At 71.9% G+C, this 16,933-nt stretch carries 13 protein-coding genes and 1 pseudogene; 10 read left to right on the top strand and 4 right to left on the bottom strand.

Annotated elements, in window-relative coordinates; all coding sequences use genetic code 11:
• Window positions 1-171: 171 nt before the first annotated feature.
• The 3 genes from Q5762_RS15660 to Q5762_RS15650 all read right to left on the bottom strand — a co-directional run bounded on the left by Q5762_RS15660 (window position 172) and on the right by Q5762_RS15650 (window position 4,210).
• A complete protein-coding gene (locus Q5762_RS15660) occupies window positions 172-402 on the bottom strand; it encodes a hypothetical protein (protein ID WP_315892702.1) in 231 nt (76 codons plus the stop codon).
• A gap of 128 nt (window positions 403-530) precedes the next feature.
• On the bottom strand, window positions 531-2,411 hold the full coding sequence (locus Q5762_RS15655) for an ABC transporter ATP-binding protein (protein ID WP_315892701.1): 1,881 nt from the start codon (window positions 2,409-2,411) through the stop codon (window positions 531-533).
• A complete protein-coding gene (locus Q5762_RS15650; RefSeq protein ID WP_315892700.1) occupies window positions 2,408-4,210 on the bottom strand; it encodes an ABC transporter ATP-binding protein in 1,803 nt (600 codons plus the stop codon). The genes Q5762_RS15655 and Q5762_RS15650 overlap by 4 nt, the downstream gene beginning before the upstream one ends.
• A 155-nt stretch (window positions 4,211-4,365) precedes the next feature.
• Here Q5762_RS15650 and Q5762_RS15645 point away from each other — a divergent pair, with 155 nt between their 5' ends.
• Genes Q5762_RS15645 through Q5762_RS15630 form a run of 4 tightly spaced genes read left to right on the top strand, consistent with a single transcriptional unit; the run spans window position 4,366 to window position 7,966 of the window.
• Entirely contained in the window at window positions 4,366-5,271 is a 906-nt protein-coding gene (locus Q5762_RS15645; protein ID WP_315892699.1) for an ABC transporter ATP-binding protein, read from the top strand.
• Window positions 5,268-6,011, top strand: a complete 744-nt coding sequence (locus Q5762_RS15640; protein WP_315892698.1) for an ABC transporter permease — start codon at window positions 5,268-5,270, stop codon at window positions 6,009-6,011. The genes Q5762_RS15645 and Q5762_RS15640 overlap by 4 nt, the downstream gene beginning before the upstream one ends.
• 19 nt (window positions 6,012-6,030) lie before the next feature.
• A complete protein-coding gene (locus Q5762_RS15635) occupies window positions 6,031-7,323 on the top strand; it encodes a sensor histidine kinase (RefSeq protein ID WP_315892697.1) in 1,293 nt (430 codons plus the stop codon).
• Window positions 7,316-7,966 (top strand): response regulator transcription factor, encoded by a 651-nt coding sequence (locus Q5762_RS15630; RefSeq protein ID WP_315892696.1) that lies wholly within the window; start codon window positions 7,316-7,318, stop codon window positions 7,964-7,966. The genes Q5762_RS15635 and Q5762_RS15630 overlap by 8 nt, the downstream gene beginning before the upstream one ends.
• A 36-nt stretch (window positions 7,967-8,002) precedes the next feature.
• Here Q5762_RS15630 and glgX read toward each other — a convergent pair whose 3' ends face one another.
• Window positions 8,003-10,234: a glycogen debranching protein GlgX gene (glgX, locus tag Q5762_RS15625; RefSeq protein ID WP_399495171.1), complete on the bottom strand. Its 2,232-nt coding sequence runs from the start codon at window positions 10,232-10,234 to the stop codon at window positions 8,003-8,005.
• A gap of 166 nt (window positions 10,235-10,400) precedes the next feature.
• Here glgX and Q5762_RS15620 point away from each other — a divergent pair, with 166 nt between their 5' ends.
• From Q5762_RS15620 to Q5762_RS15595, 6 genes and pseudogenes are all read left to right on the top strand, one after another.
• Entirely contained in the window at window positions 10,401-11,627 is a 1,227-nt protein-coding gene (locus tag Q5762_RS15620; RefSeq protein ID WP_315892695.1) for an Ig-like domain-containing protein, read from the top strand.
• 177 nt (window positions 11,628-11,804) lie between these two features.
• Entirely contained in the window at window positions 11,805-13,049 is a 1,245-nt protein-coding gene (locus Q5762_RS15615) for an Ig-like domain-containing protein (RefSeq protein ID WP_315892694.1), read from the top strand.
• Between the two features lie 76 nt (window positions 13,050-13,125).
• Entirely contained in the window at window positions 13,126-13,893 is a 768-nt protein-coding gene (locus tag Q5762_RS15610) for an enoyl-CoA hydratase-related protein (RefSeq protein WP_315892693.1), read from the top strand.
• A 171-nt stretch (window positions 13,894-14,064) separates the two neighbouring features.
• Window positions 14,065-14,568, top strand: a complete 504-nt coding sequence (locus tag Q5762_RS15605; protein WP_315892692.1) for an ATP-binding protein — start codon at window positions 14,065-14,067, stop codon at window positions 14,566-14,568.
• 365 nt (window positions 14,569-14,933) lie between these two features.
• Window positions 14,934-15,709: pseudogene (locus Q5762_RS15600) on the top strand (polysaccharide deacetylase family protein).
• Window positions 15,709-16,932, top strand: coding sequence for a beta-propeller fold lactonase family protein (locus Q5762_RS15595; RefSeq protein WP_315892691.1), 1,224 nt, complete (start codon window positions 15,709-15,711; stop codon window positions 16,930-16,932). The pseudogene Q5762_RS15600 and the gene Q5762_RS15595 overlap by 1 nt, the downstream one beginning before the upstream one ends.
• The last annotated feature ends 1 nt before the right edge of the window (window position 16,933 follow it).

The following is a 16,933-nucleotide window of genomic DNA, read 5'->3' as shown; positions in this document are numbered from 1 at the left end:
TGCGAGGGGGGTACCGGACGGCTGGGTGGGTCGTCCGGGCAGTGCAAACAGAGCTGTGGAGCACGAACTCTCTTACGAGTCGGGGAGAGAGTGGCAGCCGTGACGGTCATCTGTCAGGAGCGCGTCAACAAGTTGGCCGGAAATCGTCCGGAGCCCGAACGGTGAGGTTCGTTAACCGGACGTTTCGTCGATCACGACGGCCACGCCGTCCAGCGTTCTCCGGAGCCAGAATTCGAAGAGGGTCTCCCGGTCGAGCTCGAACTCCCCGCCCTCGCCCGGACGGCTGAGCAGGGGATAGGAGCCCCATCCTGGTTCGCGCCGTAGCGTGGCTCGTTCCGTTCCATCCACTCGCCGTCCGAAATCCCGAGTCCTTCCCGACCGCTCCTCCAAGTCGTCGGCCATGGCCACCCCTTGGACATGGGCGAAGACGACCTGACGCGTGTGGATCTTCTCGAACGGGCGCCGTCCTCCGTGGGTCGTGCCCAATCGTCCCGCCCTGCGGGACGATTGCCCACAACGGACAACGGCGGTCAGCCCACCAGACTGTCCCGCCACGCCCGGTGGAGGGTCGCGAAGCGGCCGTCGTCGTGGATCAGGTCCGTCGGGAGGCCGTCCTCGACGATCCGGCCGCCCTCCATCACCAGGACCCGGTCCGCGATCTCCACCGTCGAGAGGCGGTGGGCGATCACCACCGCCGTCCGGCCCGCGAGCACCGTGTCCATCGCCCGCTGCACCGCCCGTTCCCCCGGTACGTCCAGCGAGCTGGTCGCCTCGTCCAGGATAAGCACCGCCGGGTCCGCGAGCAGCGCGCGGGCGAAGGCCACCAACTGCCGCTGGCCCGCCGAGATCCGGCCGCCCCGCTTCCGTACGTCCGTGTCGTACCCGTCCGGCAGCGCCGCGATGAAGTCGTGCGCGCCGATCGCCTTCGCCGCCCGCTCGATCTCCTCCCGGGGCGCGTCCGGCCGCCCGATGGCGATGTTCTCCGCGACGGTCCCGGAGAACAGGAACGCCTCCTGCGTCACCATCACCACGCCCCGCCGCAGTTCGGGCGTCGCCAGCTCGCGGACGTCGACGCCGTCGAGCAGCACCCGCCCCTCCGTCGGGTCGTAGAACCGGGCAAGGAGCTTCGCGAGCGTCGACTTGCCCGCGCCCGTGGAGCCGACCACCGCGACCGTCTGCCCGGCCGGGATCGTCAGACCGAAGCGGGGCAGGACCTCGCCACCGGTCCGGTACGCGAACCGCACACCCTCGAAGACGACCTCCCGGCCGGGCTGTCCGCCCCGGCGCGCCGGCAGTTCCCTCGGCTCGGCGGCCTCCGGGACCCCGGGCTCCTGCGCGAGGAGGCCCGCGATCTTGCCGAGGGACGCGGCGGCGGACTGGTACGAGTTGAGGAACATGCCGAGCCGGTCGATCGGGTCGTACAGCCGCCGCATGTACAGCACCGCCGCCGCGAGCACGCCGAGCGCCAGCGTCCCGCCCGCCACCCGGTACGCGCCCCACAGACACATTCCGGTCACCGCCGTGTTCGCGAGGAGCCGGGAGCCGACGACATACCGGGCCATCTCAAGCAGGGCGTCGCCGTTGGAGCGCTCGTGCCGCCGGTTGAGCTCGGCGAACTCGGCGTCGCTGGCCCGCTCCCGGCGGAACGCCCGTACCGGCCGGATCCCGTTCATCGTCTCCGCGAACTTCACGATCACGCCCGCGATGGCGGTGGACCGCTCGCCGAATACGACGGCCGCCCGCCGCTGGTAGAGCCGTACGAGCAGATACAGCGGTACGAAGGAGGCCACCGCGACCGCGCCGATGCCCAGGTCCAGCCAGAGCAGCATCGCCGAGATGGAGAGGAACGCGAGGACGACGCCGATCAGCTCCTGGAGCCCCTCGGAGAGCAGTTCCCGCAGTGACTCCACGTCGGTGGTGGCCCGGGAGATGAGCCGGCCCGACGTGTACCGCTCGTGGAAGTCGATCGAGAGCACCTGCCCGTGACGGAAGATCCGCCCCCGCAGATCGAGCAGCACGTCCTGGTTGACGCGGGCGGCGCCGCGCAGGAAGGCGTACTGGAGGAGCCCGCCGGCCCCGGCGCAGATCAGGTACCCGACGGCGACGGCCACGACCGGCCCGTAGTCGCCGTCCCGGACGGCCGGCACGCCCCGGTCGATGGCGTACGCGACGAGCAACGGACCGGCCTGCAGGGCGCCTTGCTGGAGCAGCAGGACGAGCGCGGCGACGGCGACGCGCGCCCGGTGCGCGGCGAGCAGCGACCGCAGCAGGGCACCGGTGGCCCCGGGGGCGGTGGGCAGGTCGTCCTGGTCGAAGGGGTCGCCGCCGGGGCTGCCGGTCCTCGGGTCACCGCCGACAGCCTTAGCGGCCTTCTTCGTGTCAGTCGTCGTATCAGTCGTCGGATCCGTCATCGTGCCTCAGCCCCCTCGCCCGACATCAGCCAGGCGTACTCGGCGTTGCTCCGGAGCAGTTCGTGGTGGGTGCCCACCGCCGCGATCCGGCCGTTCGACAGGAGCGCCACCCGGTCCGCGAGCAGGACCGTCGACGGCCGGTGGGCCACCACCAGGGCCGTCGTGTCGCGCAGGACCTCGCGGAGGGCGGCCTCCACCAGGGCCTCGGTGTGGACGTCGAGCGCGGAGAGCGGGTCGTCGAGGACCAGGAAGCGCGGCCGGCCGACGACCGCGCGGGCCAGGGCGAGGCGCTGGCGCTGGCCGCCGGAGAGGCTCAGCCCCTGCTCGCCGACCTGGGTGGCCGCCCCCTCGGGCAGCGCCCCGACGAAGCCGTCCGCCTGGGCCACCCCGAGCGCGCGCCACAGTTCGGGCTCGCCGGCCCCTTCCGTAGCGCCCATCAGGACGTTCTCGCCGACGCTCGCCGAGAAGAGGGTGGGCTCCTCGAAGGCCACCGCGACGAGCCCGCGCAGCCGTTCGCGCTCCATGAGCGTGATGTCCTCGCCGTCGAGCAGGATCCGCCCGCCGGTCGCCTCGTGCAGTCGGGGTACGAGGGCGGTGAGCGTCGTCTTGCCGGAACCGGTCCCGCCGACCAGGGCGAGGGTCTCGCCGGGCCGGATGTGCAGATCGACGCGGTCGAGCACGGGCGGGGTGTCCGGGGGCCCGTCCGGGTAGCGGAAGGAGACGTTCTCGAACCGCACCCCGTCCGGGGACCCCGGCCGGGCGGCCCCGGCGTCCCCAACCCCCGCCGCCGTCCCCCGCGGGCCGGGCGTCTCCTCGGGCTCGTCCATCACCTCGAAGTAGCGTTCCGTCGCCGTCGCGGCCTCCTGGCTCATCGCGAGCAGAAAGCCGATCGACTCCACCGGCCAGCGCAGCGCGAGCGCCGTCGACAGAAAGGCGACGAGCGTGCCCGCCGACAGCTGCCCGTCGGCCACCTCGACGGTGCCGAGCACCAGCGCCGCGCCGATCGCCAGCTCGGGAACGATCGTGATGAACGCCCAGATCCCGGCCAGCAGCCGCGCCTTGACCAGCTCCGTCCCGCGCAGCCGCTCGGCCAGCGCGCGGAAGGCGAGGGCCTGGCTGCGGTGCCGTCCGAAGCCCTTCACGATCCGGATGCCGAGGACACTCTCCTCGACCACCGTCGTCAGATCGCCGACCTGGTCCTGGGCGCGGCGCGCGACGATCGCGTACTTCGCCTCGAAGAGCGAGCAGAGGACCACCAGCGGGATCACGGGCGTGAGCAGCACGAGTCCGAGCGACCAGTCCTGGCCGAGCAGCAGGACGTAACCGGCGAGGATCGTCACGCCGTTGACCACCAGGAACGTCAACGGGAAGGCGAGGAAGAGCCGGACCAGCATCAGATCGGTCGTGCCGCGCGAGAGCAGCTGACCCGACGCCCACCGGTCGTGGAAGGCGATCGGCAGCCGCTGCAGCCGCCCGAACAGATCGGCCCGCATCCGCGCCTCGACGCCGGCCAGCGGCCGCGCCACCAGCCAACGCCGGAGCCCGAAGAGCACGGCCTCCGCGATCCCGAGCAGCATCAGGTACAGGGCCCCGAGCCACACGCCGCCCGGATCGCTCCCGGCGACGGGCCCGTCCACCATCCACTTCAGGACGAGCGGGATGACGAGCGACAGGCACGAGGCGACGATCGCGACGACGGCGGCCGAGACCAACCGCCCCCGCACCGGCCGCACATAGGGCCAGAGGCGCAGCAGGTTCCGTACGGTGGACTTCTTGGCGACTGCATCTTCTCCGGGCATCAGGCCCGAGCCTACGGTTCACCACTGACACCGCTCACGCGATTTTCCGGCCGCCGGGAACCCCGGGGTCGTACCCGCCGTCAACCGATCGGTTGACCGGAGGTCGAGCGCGATGGCCGATGCCGCACCGAGCCGGCTCGCGACAGCCTTGAGTCATGGCAATGATCGAGGTGAAGGGCCTGCGCAAGGCCTACGGAGACAAGGTCGTCGTCGACGGGCTCTCCTTCGAGGTCGCCGAAGGCGAGATTTTCGGCATCCTGGGGCCCAACGGGGCCGGCAAGACCACCACCGTCGAATGCGTCGAGGGGCTGCGGACGCCGGACGCCGGGACCGTGCGCGTCGGCGGGCTCGACCCCGTCGCACAGCACGCCGACCTCACCCGCGTCCTCGGCGTCCAGCTCCAGGAGAGCGAGCTCCAGCCCAAACTGACCGTCCGCGAGGCCCTGGAGCTGTACTCCTCCTTCTACGAGCGGCCCGCCGACTGGCGCGGACTCGTCGAACGCCTCGGGCTCGAAGAGCAGCTGAGGACCCGGTTCGCGAAGCTGTCCGGCGGGCAGAAGCAGCGGCTCTTCATCGCGCTCGCCCTCGTCGGCGACCCGCGCGCCGTCGTCCTCGACGAGCTCACCACCGGGCTCGACCCGCGCGCCCGGCGCGACACCTGGGACCTCATCGAGGACATCCGGGCCGCCGGCGTGACCGTCCTGCTCGTCACCCACTTCATGGAGGAGGCCCAGCGCCTCTGCGACCGGATCGCCGTCATCGACAAGGGCCGGATCGCCGCGCTCGACACCCCCGCCGGGCTGATCGGCCGCGCCACCGCCTCCAAGGTCATCTCCTTCGCGGCCACCACCCCGCTGGACCCGGCCGAACTGCGCGCCCTGCCGCAGGCGGCCGCGGTGCAGACCAAGGACGGACGGACCGTGGTCGAGGGCACGGACGTGACCGTCGACGCCTTCATCGCCCTCCTCGCCCGCCGCGGCGCCACCGCCCACCAACTCCGCGTCGCCGACGCCACCCTCGACGACGCCTTCCTCGACCTGACGGGAGCCGACCAGCGATGAGCACCGCCACCACCATGGTCCTGAAGACCGAGGTCCGACTCTTCACCCGCGAACCGGGCTCCCTGTTCTGGGTGATGGCCTCGCCGACCGTCCTGCTCGTGATCCTCGGCCTGATCCCGTCCTTCCGCGAGGCCTCCGCCGACCTCGGCGGCCGCCGCGTCATCGACCTGTACGTCCCCGTCTCGGTCCTCTTCGCCGTGATCATGGCCGGCCTCCAGGCGATGCCGCCCGTCCTGGCCGGCTATCGCGAACGGGGCATCCTGCGCCGGTTGTCGACCACCCCGGTCCGCCCGGCCGCCCTCCTCACGGCCCAGATCGTGCTGCACGGGGCCGCCGCGCTCGTCTCGGCCGCCCTCGTCATCGCCGTCGGCCGCCTCGCCTTCGGCGTCCGGCTGCCGGCGCACCTGGCCGGCTACGCCCTCGCGCTGCTGCTCGCCGCCGCCGGCGGCCTCGCCCTCGGAACCGCCGTCTGCGCCGTCTCCCGTACGCAGAAGATCGCCACCGCCGTCGGGACGGCCGTGTTCTTCCCGACGATGTTCACCGCCGGGGTCTGGGTCCCGGTCCAGGCCATGCCGGATACGCTGCGCACCATCGTGCAGTTCACGCCGTCCGGCGCGGCCTCGCAGGCCCTCGACACCGCGACGGCCGGCGCCGGGACGGCCTGGGCCGCGCTGGGTGTGATGGCCCTGTGGACGGTGGTCCTGACCGCCACGGCGGCGCGCTGGTTCCGCTGGGAGTGACGGACGTGCAGGGGGAGAGATGGTGACGACGGTCGAGGAGCGGTGGCGCCAGTTCTTCCGCTGGGGTCCGTACGGCCTGCTGGCCATCGCGACGGTCCTGGCGGCGACGGCGGCGGACGCCGTCGCCATGGACGGTACGGAGAGGGTGGTCGCCGCGGCCCTCGCGGTCGCCGCGCTCGCCCTCCAGATCGGCTGGAACACCTACCGGCGCCGCGTGATCCCGCTCCCGGCGTCCGACGGGGAGCCGGGCCCGGTCCTCGGCGACCCGGGCCCGGCGTCCGCCGTCTACTTCACCGTCCGTACCGCCCTCGCCTTCGCGCTCAGCTGGCTCAACCCGTTCTTCTCCGTCTTCGCCTCCATCGGCTACTTCGACGCCGTCCACCTGGTGCCGCGCCGGTTCGCCCGGGGCGGGCTCCTCGTCACCGCCGTCATCATGGCCGGGGCCCAGGCCGGCGGACTCCCGCCCCGCTCGCTCGTCACCTGGGTCGCCTTCGGCGGCCTGTTCGCCCTCAACGCCGGCCTCGCCGTCGTCTTCGCCCACCTCAGCGGGAAGGAGGTCGAGAAGGCCGCCGAGCGCGCCGCCACCATCGCCGAACTCGCCCGCACCAACGCCCGCCTGGAGCAGGCCCTCGCCGAGAACGCCGCCCTCCAGGCCCAACTCCTGCTCCAGGCCCGTGAGGCGGGCGTCGCCGACGAGCGCCGCAGGCTCGCCGCCGAGATCCACGACACCATCGCCCAGGGGCTGACCGGGATCATCGCCCAGCTCCAGGTCGTCACGGCCACCCCCGACCCCGCCGTCGCCGGCGTCCACGTCCAGCGCGCCGCCGAACTCGCCCGGCACAGCCTCGGCGAGGCCCGCCGCTCCGTGCAGAACCTGAGCCCGGTCGCCCTGGAGCACGACGCGCTCCCCGAGGCGCTGAAGAAGACCGTCGCCACCTGGTCCGAACGGACCCGCATCCCCGCCCGGTTCACCGTCACCGGCACCGAGGAACCCCTCCACGACGAGGTCGCCGCCACCCTGCTCCGGATCGCCCAGGAGGCGCTCGCCAACGCCGAACGGCACTCCGGCGCGACCCGGGCCGGCGTCACCCTCTCGTACATGGGCGACGAGATCACCCTCGACGTACGCGACGACGGCCGGGGCTTCGACCCGCACGGCGCGCCCGTCCGCCCCGCCGCCGCGACCGGCGGGTTCGGCCTCGACGGCATGCGCGCGCGGGCCGAACGCCTCGCCGGCTGCGTCACGGTGGAGGCCGCCCCCGGCGAGGGCACGGCGATCTCCGCCCGCGTACCGTTGGTCCACCATGGCTGACCGTACGAGCATCACCCTGCTGATCGTCGACGACCATCCCGTCGTACGGGACGGACTGCGCGGCATGTTCACCGCCGACCCCGGCTTCGCCGTCCTCGGCGAGGCGTCCGACGGCGTCGAGGGCGTCGAACTCGCCCAGCGCCTCGACCCGGACGTCGTCCTCATGGACCTGCGGATGCCCGGCGGCAACGGCGTCGACGCCATCGCCGAACTGACCCGGCGCGGCGCCCGCTCCCGGGTCCTGGTCCTCACCACGTACGACACCGACACGGACACCCTCCCCGCGATCGAGGCGGGCGCCACCGGCTACCTCCTCAAGGACGCGCCCCGCGAGGAGCTGTTCGCCGCGGTCCGGGCCGCCGCCGAGGGCCGTACGGTCCTGTCCCCGGCCGTCGCCTCCCGGCTCGTCTCCCGGGTCCGCGCCCCCGCCGCGCCGGTGGACGAGTCGCTCTCCGCCCGCGAACGCGAGGTACTCGAACTCGTCGCCAAGGGCACCGCGAACCGCGCCATCGCCGCCGAGCTGTTCATCAGCGAGGCGACCGTGAAGACCCATCTGACCCATATCTACGGCAAGTTGGGTGTCAAGGACCGGGCGGCGGCGGTAGCGGTGGCGTACGAGCGCGGCATCCTGGGCCGCACCTGACCGAGGGCCCGCACCTGACGCCCGGACCCGGAAACGTCACCCCCCGACCCGCAGCAGCCACACCGACCGGGCCCCCACCGTCACCGTCGACCCGCCCGCGTGCAGCGTCCCCGGGGCCCGGCTCTGGTCCTCCAGGGCCGTGTCCAGGACCAGTTCGTACGACTCCGCCCACGGCGGTCCAGGCAGCCGGTACTCCAACGGCCGCGGGCCCGCGTGCAGGATCGCCAGGAAGCTGTCGTCGGTGACCTGCTCGCCCCGCTCGTCCCGGCCCGGGATGTCCCGGCCCGAGAGGTAGAGGCCCAGCGTGGCCGCCGGGGCGTACCAGTCGGGCTCGGTCATCTCCGTGCCGTCCGCCGTGAACCACGCCAGGTCCCGCAGCCCGTCCGCCCCCTGCGGGCGGCCCGAGAAGAACGCGCGGCGGCGCAGCACCGGATGGCGGTGGCGCAGCGTGAGCAGCCGCCGGGTCAGGGCGAGCAGCTCCCGCCGCCCCGGGTCCTCGGGCAGCGACCAGTCCAGCCAGCTCACCTCGTTGTCCTGGCAGTACGCGTTGTTGTTGCCGCCCTGCGTGCGCCCCATCTCGTCGCCCGCGACCAGCATCGGCACCCCGGTCGAAAGGAGCAGGGTGGTCAGCAGGTTCCGCAGCTGCCGCAGCCGCAGCTCCTGGACGGCCGGGTCCTCGCTCTCGCCCTCCGCCCCGCAGTTCCAGGCCCGGTTGTCGTTCGTGCCGTCCCGATTGCCCTCCCCGTTGGCCTCGTTGTGCTTCCGCTCGTACGTGACGAGGTCCCGCAGCGTGAAGCCGTCGTGCGCGGTGACGAAGTTGACCGAGGCGTACGGCCGCCGCCCGCCCCACGCGTAGAGGTCGCTCGAACCGGAGAGCCGGTAGCCGAGATCCCGTACGTCGGGCAGCGCGCCGCGCCAGAAGTCCCGTACCGCGTCCCGGTAGCGGTCGTTCCACTCCGTCCACAGCGGCGGGAACGCGCCCACCTGGTACCCGCCGTTCCCGACGTCCCACGGCTCGGCGATCAGCTTCACCCGCCGCAGCACCGGGTCCTGGGCGATGACCGCGAGGAACGGGGAGAGCATGTCGACGTCGTGCATCGAGCGGGCGAGCGCCGCCGCCAGGTCGAACCGGAAGCCGTCGACCCCCATCTCCGTCACCCAGTACCGCAGCGAGTCGGTGATCAGCCGCAGCACCTGCGGCTGGACCACGTGCAGGGTGTTGCCGCAGCCGGTGTAGTCGGCGTACCGGCGGGCGTCGGACTGCAGGCGGTAATAGCCCCGGTTGTCGATGCCCTTCAGCGACAGCGTCGGGCCCAGCTCGCCCGCCTCCGCCGTGTGGTTGTAGACGACGTCGAGGATGACCTCGATCCCGGCCGCGTGCAGCGCCCGCACCATCCGCTTGAACTCGCCGACCTGCTGCCCGGTGGTCCCCGAGGAGGAGTAGCCGGCGTGCGGGGCGAAGTAGCCGATGGAGTTGTACCCCCAGTAGTTGCGCAGCCCCCGCCGCAGAAGGTGGTCCTCGTGCGCGAACTGGTGCACCGGCAGCAGCTCCACCGCCGTCACCCCGAGCCGTACGAGATGGTCGATCGCCGCCGGGTGCGCGAGCCCCGCGTAGGTGCCGCGCAGCTCTTCGGGGATGCCCGGGTGGCGTCGGGTGAAGCCCTTCACGTGCAGCTCGTAGATGACCGAGTCCGGCCAGGGCGTCTTCGGCCTGCGGTCGTCCGACCAGTCGTCGTCGTCCAGGACGACGACCCCCTTCGGTACGTACGGAGCCGAGTCCCGGTCGTCCCGTACGGTGTCGGCCACATGCTGCTGCGGCCAGTCCCGTACGTGCCCGTACACCTCGGGCGGCAGCCCGAAGTCGCCGTCGACCGCCCGCGCGTACGGGTCCAGGAGCAGTTTCGCCGGGTTCCAGCGGGCGCCCGTCCACGGGTCCCAGCGGCCGTGCACCCGGAATCCGTACCGCTGCCCGGCGCCCACCCCGGGCACGAAGCCGTGCCAGATCTCGTGGGTCAGCTCGGTCAGCGGAAGCCGTCGTTCGGCCCCGCCCGCCCCGTCGGCGTCGAAGAGGCAGAGCTCGACGGCCTCCGCCCCGCCCGCCCAGAGCGCGAAGTTCGTGCCCGCCACCCCGTCCGGCCCGACCCGGCAGCGCGCCCCCAACGGCGTGGGCGCACCCGGCCACACCACCGGCCGGGCCCGTTCCGGGGCAGGGGGGAACACCCCTCCGTCCCGTACCGCCTCCGCCTCCTGCTCGGCTGCGCTCGACACCTGTCGGCCTCCCGCGGCTCGTCGGGCCCCGCACGGCACGGACCCGCGGCGTCCCGGCCGCGAGTCCCCGCGCGTAGTCCTCCCACCTGTTCTGCCCGTACCGCCGTACTCCCAACATGACCCGCACGCACGTTTCCCCTGGAGGGTGCCTCTCGTTGGGCCGGTCGTGAGACACGTATGGAAGCGGACCGGCCACGCCCTCGCGGTGGCGGCACTTATGGCGGGCCTTGCGGGCTGCACCGGCACGGGCGACGGCCGGGGTGGCGGCGGGATCGACCTCTCGCTGCCCGGAAAGGCGCGGGCACCGGGCGACGTCATCCGGGTCAGCCCGGACGACGGCGGCAAGGGCGTGCCGGCCGAGGGGCCGGTCGAGGTCCGGGTCGACAGCGGACGGCTCGAACGGGTCACCGTCGTCCAGGTCGAGGACGCCCAGCGGGCCGAGGTGCCCGGCGAGATCAGCGAGGACGGGCTGCGCTGGCGGCCGAAGGAGGGCTCCCGGCTCGCGCTCGCGGCCAAGTACAGCGTGGACGCGGTGGCGCTCGACGGGCACGGCCGGCGCTCCGCCCGGCACACCACGTTCACGACCGTCGTGCCCGAGCACCGCTTCATCGGCTACTTCAAGCCGGAGAACCGTTCCACGGTCGGCACCGGCATGATCGTCTCCTTCGCCTTCAACCGGGCCGTCGAGAACCGCGAGGCCGTCCAACGGGCCATCAAGGTCACCTCCGACCCGCCGGTCGAGGTCGTCGGCCACTGGTTCGGCAAGGAGCGGCTCGACTTCCGCCCCGCCGAGTACTGGCGGCCCGGCACCAAGGTGACCGTCGACCTGGCGCTGCGCGACGTCGAGGGCGCGCCGGGCGTGTACGGGATCCAGAGCAAGCGGGTCGGGTTCACCGTCGGGCGTTCCCAGGTCTCCGTGGTCGACGCGGCCGAGCACACCATGGAGGTGCGCCGGGACGGCGAGCTGCTCGCGACGCTGCCGATCACGGCCGGGGCGCCGAAGACCACGACGTACAACGGGAAGATGGTCGTCACGGAGCTGTACGACGTGACGCGGATGAACGGTGCCACGGTCGGCTTCGGCGGGGAGTACGACATCAAGGACGTGCCGCACGCGATCCGGCTGACCGAGTCCGGGACCTTCCTGCACGGCAACTACTGGGCCGCGCCCGCCACCTTCGGCTCGGCCAACGTCAGCCACGGCTGCGTGGGTCTGCGGGACGAGAAGGGCGGCAGCTCCGACTCCCCGGCGGGCTGGTTCTTCGACCGTACGCTCGTCGGCGACGTGGTCGAGGTGGTCAACTCCCCTGACCGAAAGGTCGCTCCCGACAACGGCCTCGGAGGCTGGAACATGGCATGGGAGGAGTGGAAGGCGGGTTCGGCCCTGCGCTGACGTGCGCAGCGACCCTGGGCAGCGACCCGAACCCCGCGCGAACTGGGACTGAACGGTGACATGCGCGTGGAACTTTCGTGTCTTCCGGTGTGATTATCTAACGCCGTGTGCGCGAGAGGATGCGCACGGGGGTGGGGCCCAGGCGATGCCGGGGTCGTGCGAGGGGAGAACACCATAGTGGACAGGCAGCCGATATCCGGAACGACCACCGGACGAAGGCGCCGCGGCACCCGCCTCGGTGCGCTGGCGACGGGAGCGCTGCTCCTCGTACTGACCGCGTGCGGCGGCGGTGACGCCGCCGGCGGCAAGGGCGGCGACGATCCGGCGCGGACCGGCGGGGGCAAGCAGGAGATCGCGGCGTCGCAGGCGGTCGTCACGATCGCCCCGAAGGACGGCGCCGTCTCGGTCGCCACCAGCGGCGCGCTGAAGGTGACGGCCGAGCAGGGCAAGCTGACCACGGTCACGGTCGCCGACAGCAAGGGCACCGCGATCGAGGGCAAGATGGCGGCGGACGGCGCCAGCTGGCAGCCCGTCGGACACCTGGCCGCCGGTACGGAGTACAAGGTCCACGCGATCGCGAAGGACTCCGAGGGCCGTGAGTCGGCCAGGGACACCACCTTCACCACGCTGGTCCCGAAGAACACCTTCCTCGGGCACTACACGCCCGAGGAAGGTTCGACCGTCGGCGTCGGCATGCCGGTCTCGATCCGCTTCACCCGGGGCATCACCGACCCGGAGGCCGTGGAGAAGGCCATCAAGGTCACCGCGACGCCCGCCGTGCAGGTCGAGGGCCACTGGTTCGGCAACGACCGGCTCGACTTCCGCCCGGAGAACTACTGGGCCGCCGGCACCAAGGTGACCGTCGAGCTGAACCTCGACGGCGTCGAGGGCCGCCCCGGCGTCTACGGCAAGCAGAAGAAGAAGGTCTCCTTCACCATCGGCCGCCGCCAGGTCTCCACGGTCGACGCCAGCGCCAAGACCATGAAGGTCGAGCGCGACGGCAAGATCATCAGGACGATCCCGATCAGCGCGGGCGCGCCGGCCACGACCACGTACAACGGGCAGATGGTCATCAGCGAGAAGTACAAGGTGACCCGGATGAACGGCGCCACGGTCGGCTTCGGTGGCGAGTACGACATCAAGGACGTGCCGCACGCGATGCGTCTGTCCACCTCGGGCACCTTCATCCACGGCAACTACTGGTCCCCGCCCGGGACCTTCGGCTCCGCCAACGTCAGTCACGGCTGCGTCGGCCTGCGGGACATGCGCGGCGCGGGCGACGCCTCCACCCCGGCGGCGTGGTTCTACGACCGCTCGCTCATCGGTGACGTGGTCGTCGTGAAGAACTCGAAGGACAAGCAGATCCAGCCGGACAACGGCCTCAACGGCTGGAACATGTCCTGGTCGGAGTGGATCAAGTAGAACTCCTCGACAGGGGCCCGGTGCTGTGACCAACGGCACCGGGCCCCTTGTCGTTAACGCCTACTAACCTTCCCTCATGACTGTGAACCTCGAAGTCGCCGAAGGCGTCGGCACGATCCGCCTCGACCGCCCCCCGATGAACGCCCTCGACATCGCCATCCAGGACCGGCTGCGCGAGCTGGCCCAGGAGGCGACCGACCGCGACGACGTGCGGGCGGTGATCCTGTACGGCGGCGAGAAGGTCTTCGCGGCCGGCGCGGACATCAAGGAGATGCAGGCCATGGACCACGCGGCCATGGTGAAGCGGTCGCGCGCGCTCCAGGACTCCTTCACCGCCGTCGCCCGGATCCCCAAGCCGGTCGTCGCCGCGGTCACCGGCTACGCCCTCGGCGGCGGCTGCGAGCTCGCGCTCTGCGCCGACTACCGGATCGCCGCCGACAACGCCAAGCTCGGCCAGCCCGAGATCCTGCTCGGGCTCATCCCGGGCGCCGGCGGCACCCAGCGGCTCTCCCGCCTGGTGGGCCCCTCCAAGGCGAAGGACCTCATCTTCACCGGCCGGATGGTCAAGGCGGAGGAGGCCCTGTCGCTCGGTCTGGTGGACCGGGTCGTCCCGGCCGCCGAGGTCTACGAGCAGGCGCACGCCTGGGCCGCGAAGCTCGCCCAGGGACCCGCCATCGCGCTGCGCGCCGCGAAGGAGGCGATCGACCAGGGTCTGGAGACCGACATCGACACCGGCCTCGCCATCGAACGCACCTGGTTCGCGGGCCTGTTCGCCACCGAGGACCGGGAGCGCGGGATGCGCAGCTTCGTCGAGGAGGGCCCGGGCAAGGCGAAGTTCGTCTGACCCGACCCGACCCGACCCGACCCGTACCCGTCGGTACCTTCGCCCCGTACCCGTCGGTACCCTCGCTCGCCGCTGGCATATGCCGGAGGAATCTCCCGGAATTGACGATTCCGGGGTACGGATTCCTCCGGAACGGCCACGCGGCCCCGTCCGTGCGGCCATGATGGGGGCATGGCGGGCCTGGAGGGTGTGGAGCAACCGCGGCAGCACGGCGGTGCGACCGCCGCACGGTGGGTACCGACCGCCGAGGACGAACAGGCCCTCAAAACACTGGAGTTGTACGGGAACCCGGCCGAGGACGACGTCCGGCTGCCGTCCCGTCCCGAGTCCGCCGCCGTCGCCCGCCGGCTCACCCAGTGCGTCGTCCTGCGCCAGTGGGCCCTGACGCCGCAGATCGCGGAGCACGCGGTCTTACTCGTCTCGGAACTCGTCGGGAACGCCGTCCGGCATACGGGTGCGCGCGTCTTCGCCCTACGGCTGCTGCGCCGCCGGGGCTGGATCCGGATCGAGGTCCGTGACCCGTCCCGAGGTCTGCCCTGTCTGATGCCCGTACAGGAGCTGGACATCAGCGGACGCGGGCTCTTCCTCGTCGACAAGCTCTCCGACCGCTGGGGCGTGGATCTGCAGCCGCGCGGCAAGACCACCTGGTTCGAGATGCGGGTGTCGGACCGCTGACCGTGGATGCACAAAAGCCCCCGCATGGGGGGCTTCTGTGTATGGAGCGCCGTGGATCGGGGGGGTGTATCCACGGTGCCCGAAGACGACCTGGCCCGGGTCAATGGGGGTCGTGGGTCCGACTATGGCAGACAGGTGGCCTTGCCGCCAAAAGTCCCCATCGGGTCAAAATCGATCAAACCATCACATGTCGCCAATGAATCGTTGGTGACCTAGAGCACCAGCCTTGTAAATGGTGAATAAGTATGGCGTTCACCGGTTGTTTGCTCGTCATGTCCGCATGGCGGACGCTTGGTCCGGACCTGTAAACGTCCTGAATTGGCTCAATCGTTATTTTCCAGGCATCTCACCCCTTTAATGGGCGCGTGACCCACACCGACCGTCGTGGCGCACTCCGGGCAGGTGCGGCGGCCGCCCTCGCGGGAGCCGCCGCGGGAGCCCTCACCACCGGCTGCGACACCGAGACCCGGCCCGCGCCGCCCCGGGGCCCCGCGCCCGCCCGGAGGCCCGCCGCCGCCCCGCGCCCCGTCGCTTCCCCGGCCTCCCCGGCGAGATCGCCGGCGGTCCGCCCGACCGCCCCCGGGTCGCCCTCACCTTCCACGGCCAGGGCGACCCCGACCTCGCCCGCGCCGTGCTCGCCGCGGCCGAGAAGGGCGGGGCCCGGGTCACCGTCCTCGCCGTGGGGGAGTGGCTCGACCGGTACCCCGGGCTGGCCCGCCGGGTCCTCGACGGCGGCCACGACCTCGGCAACCACACCCAGCGCCACCTCGACGTCAACGCCATGACCGAGGACGAGGCGCACGCCGAGATCGCCGCCTGCGCCACCCGGCTGCGCCGGCTCACCGGCTCCATCGGCACCTGGTTCCGGCCCTCCAGGACCCGGCACGCGACGGAGGCCGTACGGCGGGCCGCCCACCGCGTCGGGTACCCGCACGTCCTCTCGTACGACGTCGACTCCCTCGACCACACCTCGCCCGGTGCCCCGGCCGTCGTCCGCAACGTCACCGGGCAGGTCCGGGGCGGATCCGTGGTGAGCCTCCACCTCGGCTACCCGGACACCCTCGCCGCGCTGCCGCCCCTCCTCGCCGACCTCGACCGTCGCGGCCTGCGCGCGGTGACGACCACGGAGCTGCTGACCTGATGCCGCCTCTCACCACGCGTCTCGACGCGACTCGCACCACGCGTCTCACCACGCGCACGAAGAGCCTCCTCGCCGCCGCGCTGCTCGCCGCGCTCGCCGGGTGCGGCATCGCCGACCCGGCCCCCGAACCCAGGGGCGGCGCCAAGAAGGAGGCCGCCGCGCTCCCCGCCGTACCGAAGAAGGCCGCCCCCGCCGGGCTGCCCGGTATGCCGCCCGTCCTCGACCCGAAGGACGTCTACGCGGCCGACCGCCCGAACAAGCTCTCACCCGTGGTCAAGGGCTTCCCCAGCCGGGTCTACGTCCCCAACACCAACTCCAACACGGTCTCGGTCATCGACCCGGCGACGTACCAGGTCATCGAGACGATCCCGGTCGGCATCCAGCCGCAGCACGTCGTGCCCTCCTGGGACATGAAGACCCTCTGGGTCAACAACAACCGCGGCCACACGCTCACCCCCATCGACCCGTCCACCGGCGTGGCAGGCAAGCCCGTCGAGGTCCACGACCCGTACAACCTCTACTTCACGCCCAACGGGAAGTACGCGGTCGTCATGGCCTCCCTCGACCGCGAGCTGGTCTTCCGCGACCCGCACACCATGGAGCGGAAGAAGACCGTCCCGGTCTCCTGCTACGGCGTCAACCACGCCGACTTCTCCGCCGACGGCCGGTACTTCGTCGTCTCCTGCGAGTTCTCCGGGGAGCTCCTGAAGGTCGACACGGAGAAGATGGAGGTCATCGGGCAGCAGAGGCTGCCCTTCGAGGGCGCCATGCCGCAGGACGTGAAAATCTCGCCGGACGGCAAGACCTTCTACATCGCCGACATGATGGCCCACGGCATGTGGGTCCTGGACGGCGAGAAGTTCACCACCCCGCAGCTGCTGCCCACCGGCAAGGGCTGCCACGGCCTCTACATCAGCCGGGACTCCAAGGAGATGTACGTCCCCAACCGCGGCGAGGGCTCGATCTCGGTCTTCGACTTCGCCCAGGACCGGCTGACGAAGAAGTGGTGGCTGCCGGACGGCGGCTCACCGGACATGGGCGGCGTCTCGGCCGACGGCAAGGTGCTGTGGCTGTCCGGACGTTACGACTCCGAGGTCTACGCGATCGACACCACGACCGGCAAGCAGCTGGCCCGCATCCCGGTCGGCGGCGGCCCGCACGGCCTGGCGGTCTACCCGCAGCCGGGCCGGTACTCGCTGGGCCACACGGGCATCTTCCGCTGAG

The organism is Streptomyces sp. P9(2023) (assembly GCF_032436795.1).
Classification (GTDB): domain Bacteria; phylum Actinomycetota; class Actinomycetes; order Streptomycetales; family Streptomycetaceae; genus Streptomyces.
This window is presented reverse-complemented; position numbering and strand designations above follow the sequence as displayed.

Coding starts and splice junctions, on each gene's coding strand:
- Q5762_RS15630 (WP_315892696.1), top strand. CDS start 7,316: ATGGCTGACCGTACGAGCATCACCCTGCTGATCGTCGACGACCATCCC.
- Q5762_RS15605 (WP_315892692.1), top strand. CDS start 14,065: ATGGCGGGCCTGGAGGGTGTGGAGCAACCGCGGCAGCACGGCGGTGCG.
- Q5762_RS15655 (WP_315892701.1), bottom strand. CDS start 2,411: ATGACGGATCCGACGACTGATACGACGACTGACACGAAGAAGGCCGCT.
- Q5762_RS15610 (WP_315892693.1), top strand. CDS start 13,126: ATGACTGTGAACCTCGAAGTCGCCGAAGGCGTCGGCACGATCCGCCTC.
- Q5762_RS15660 (WP_315892702.1), bottom strand. CDS start 402: ATGGCCGACGACTTGGAGGAGCGGTCGGGAAGGACTCGGGATTTCGGA.
- Q5762_RS15635 (WP_315892697.1), top strand. CDS start 6,031: ATGGTGACGACGGTCGAGGAGCGGTGGCGCCAGTTCTTCCGCTGGGGT.
- Q5762_RS15640 (WP_315892698.1), top strand. CDS start 5,268: ATGAGCACCGCCACCACCATGGTCCTGAAGACCGAGGTCCGACTCTTC.
- Q5762_RS15645 (WP_315892699.1), top strand. CDS start 4,366: ATGGCAATGATCGAGGTGAAGGGCCTGCGCAAGGCCTACGGAGACAAG.
- Q5762_RS15595 (WP_315892691.1), top strand. CDS start 15,709: ATGCCGCCTCTCACCACGCGTCTCGACGCGACTCGCACCACGCGTCTC.
- Q5762_RS15650 (WP_315892700.1), bottom strand. CDS start 4,210: ATGCCCGGAGAAGATGCAGTCGCCAAGAAGTCCACCGTACGGAACCTG.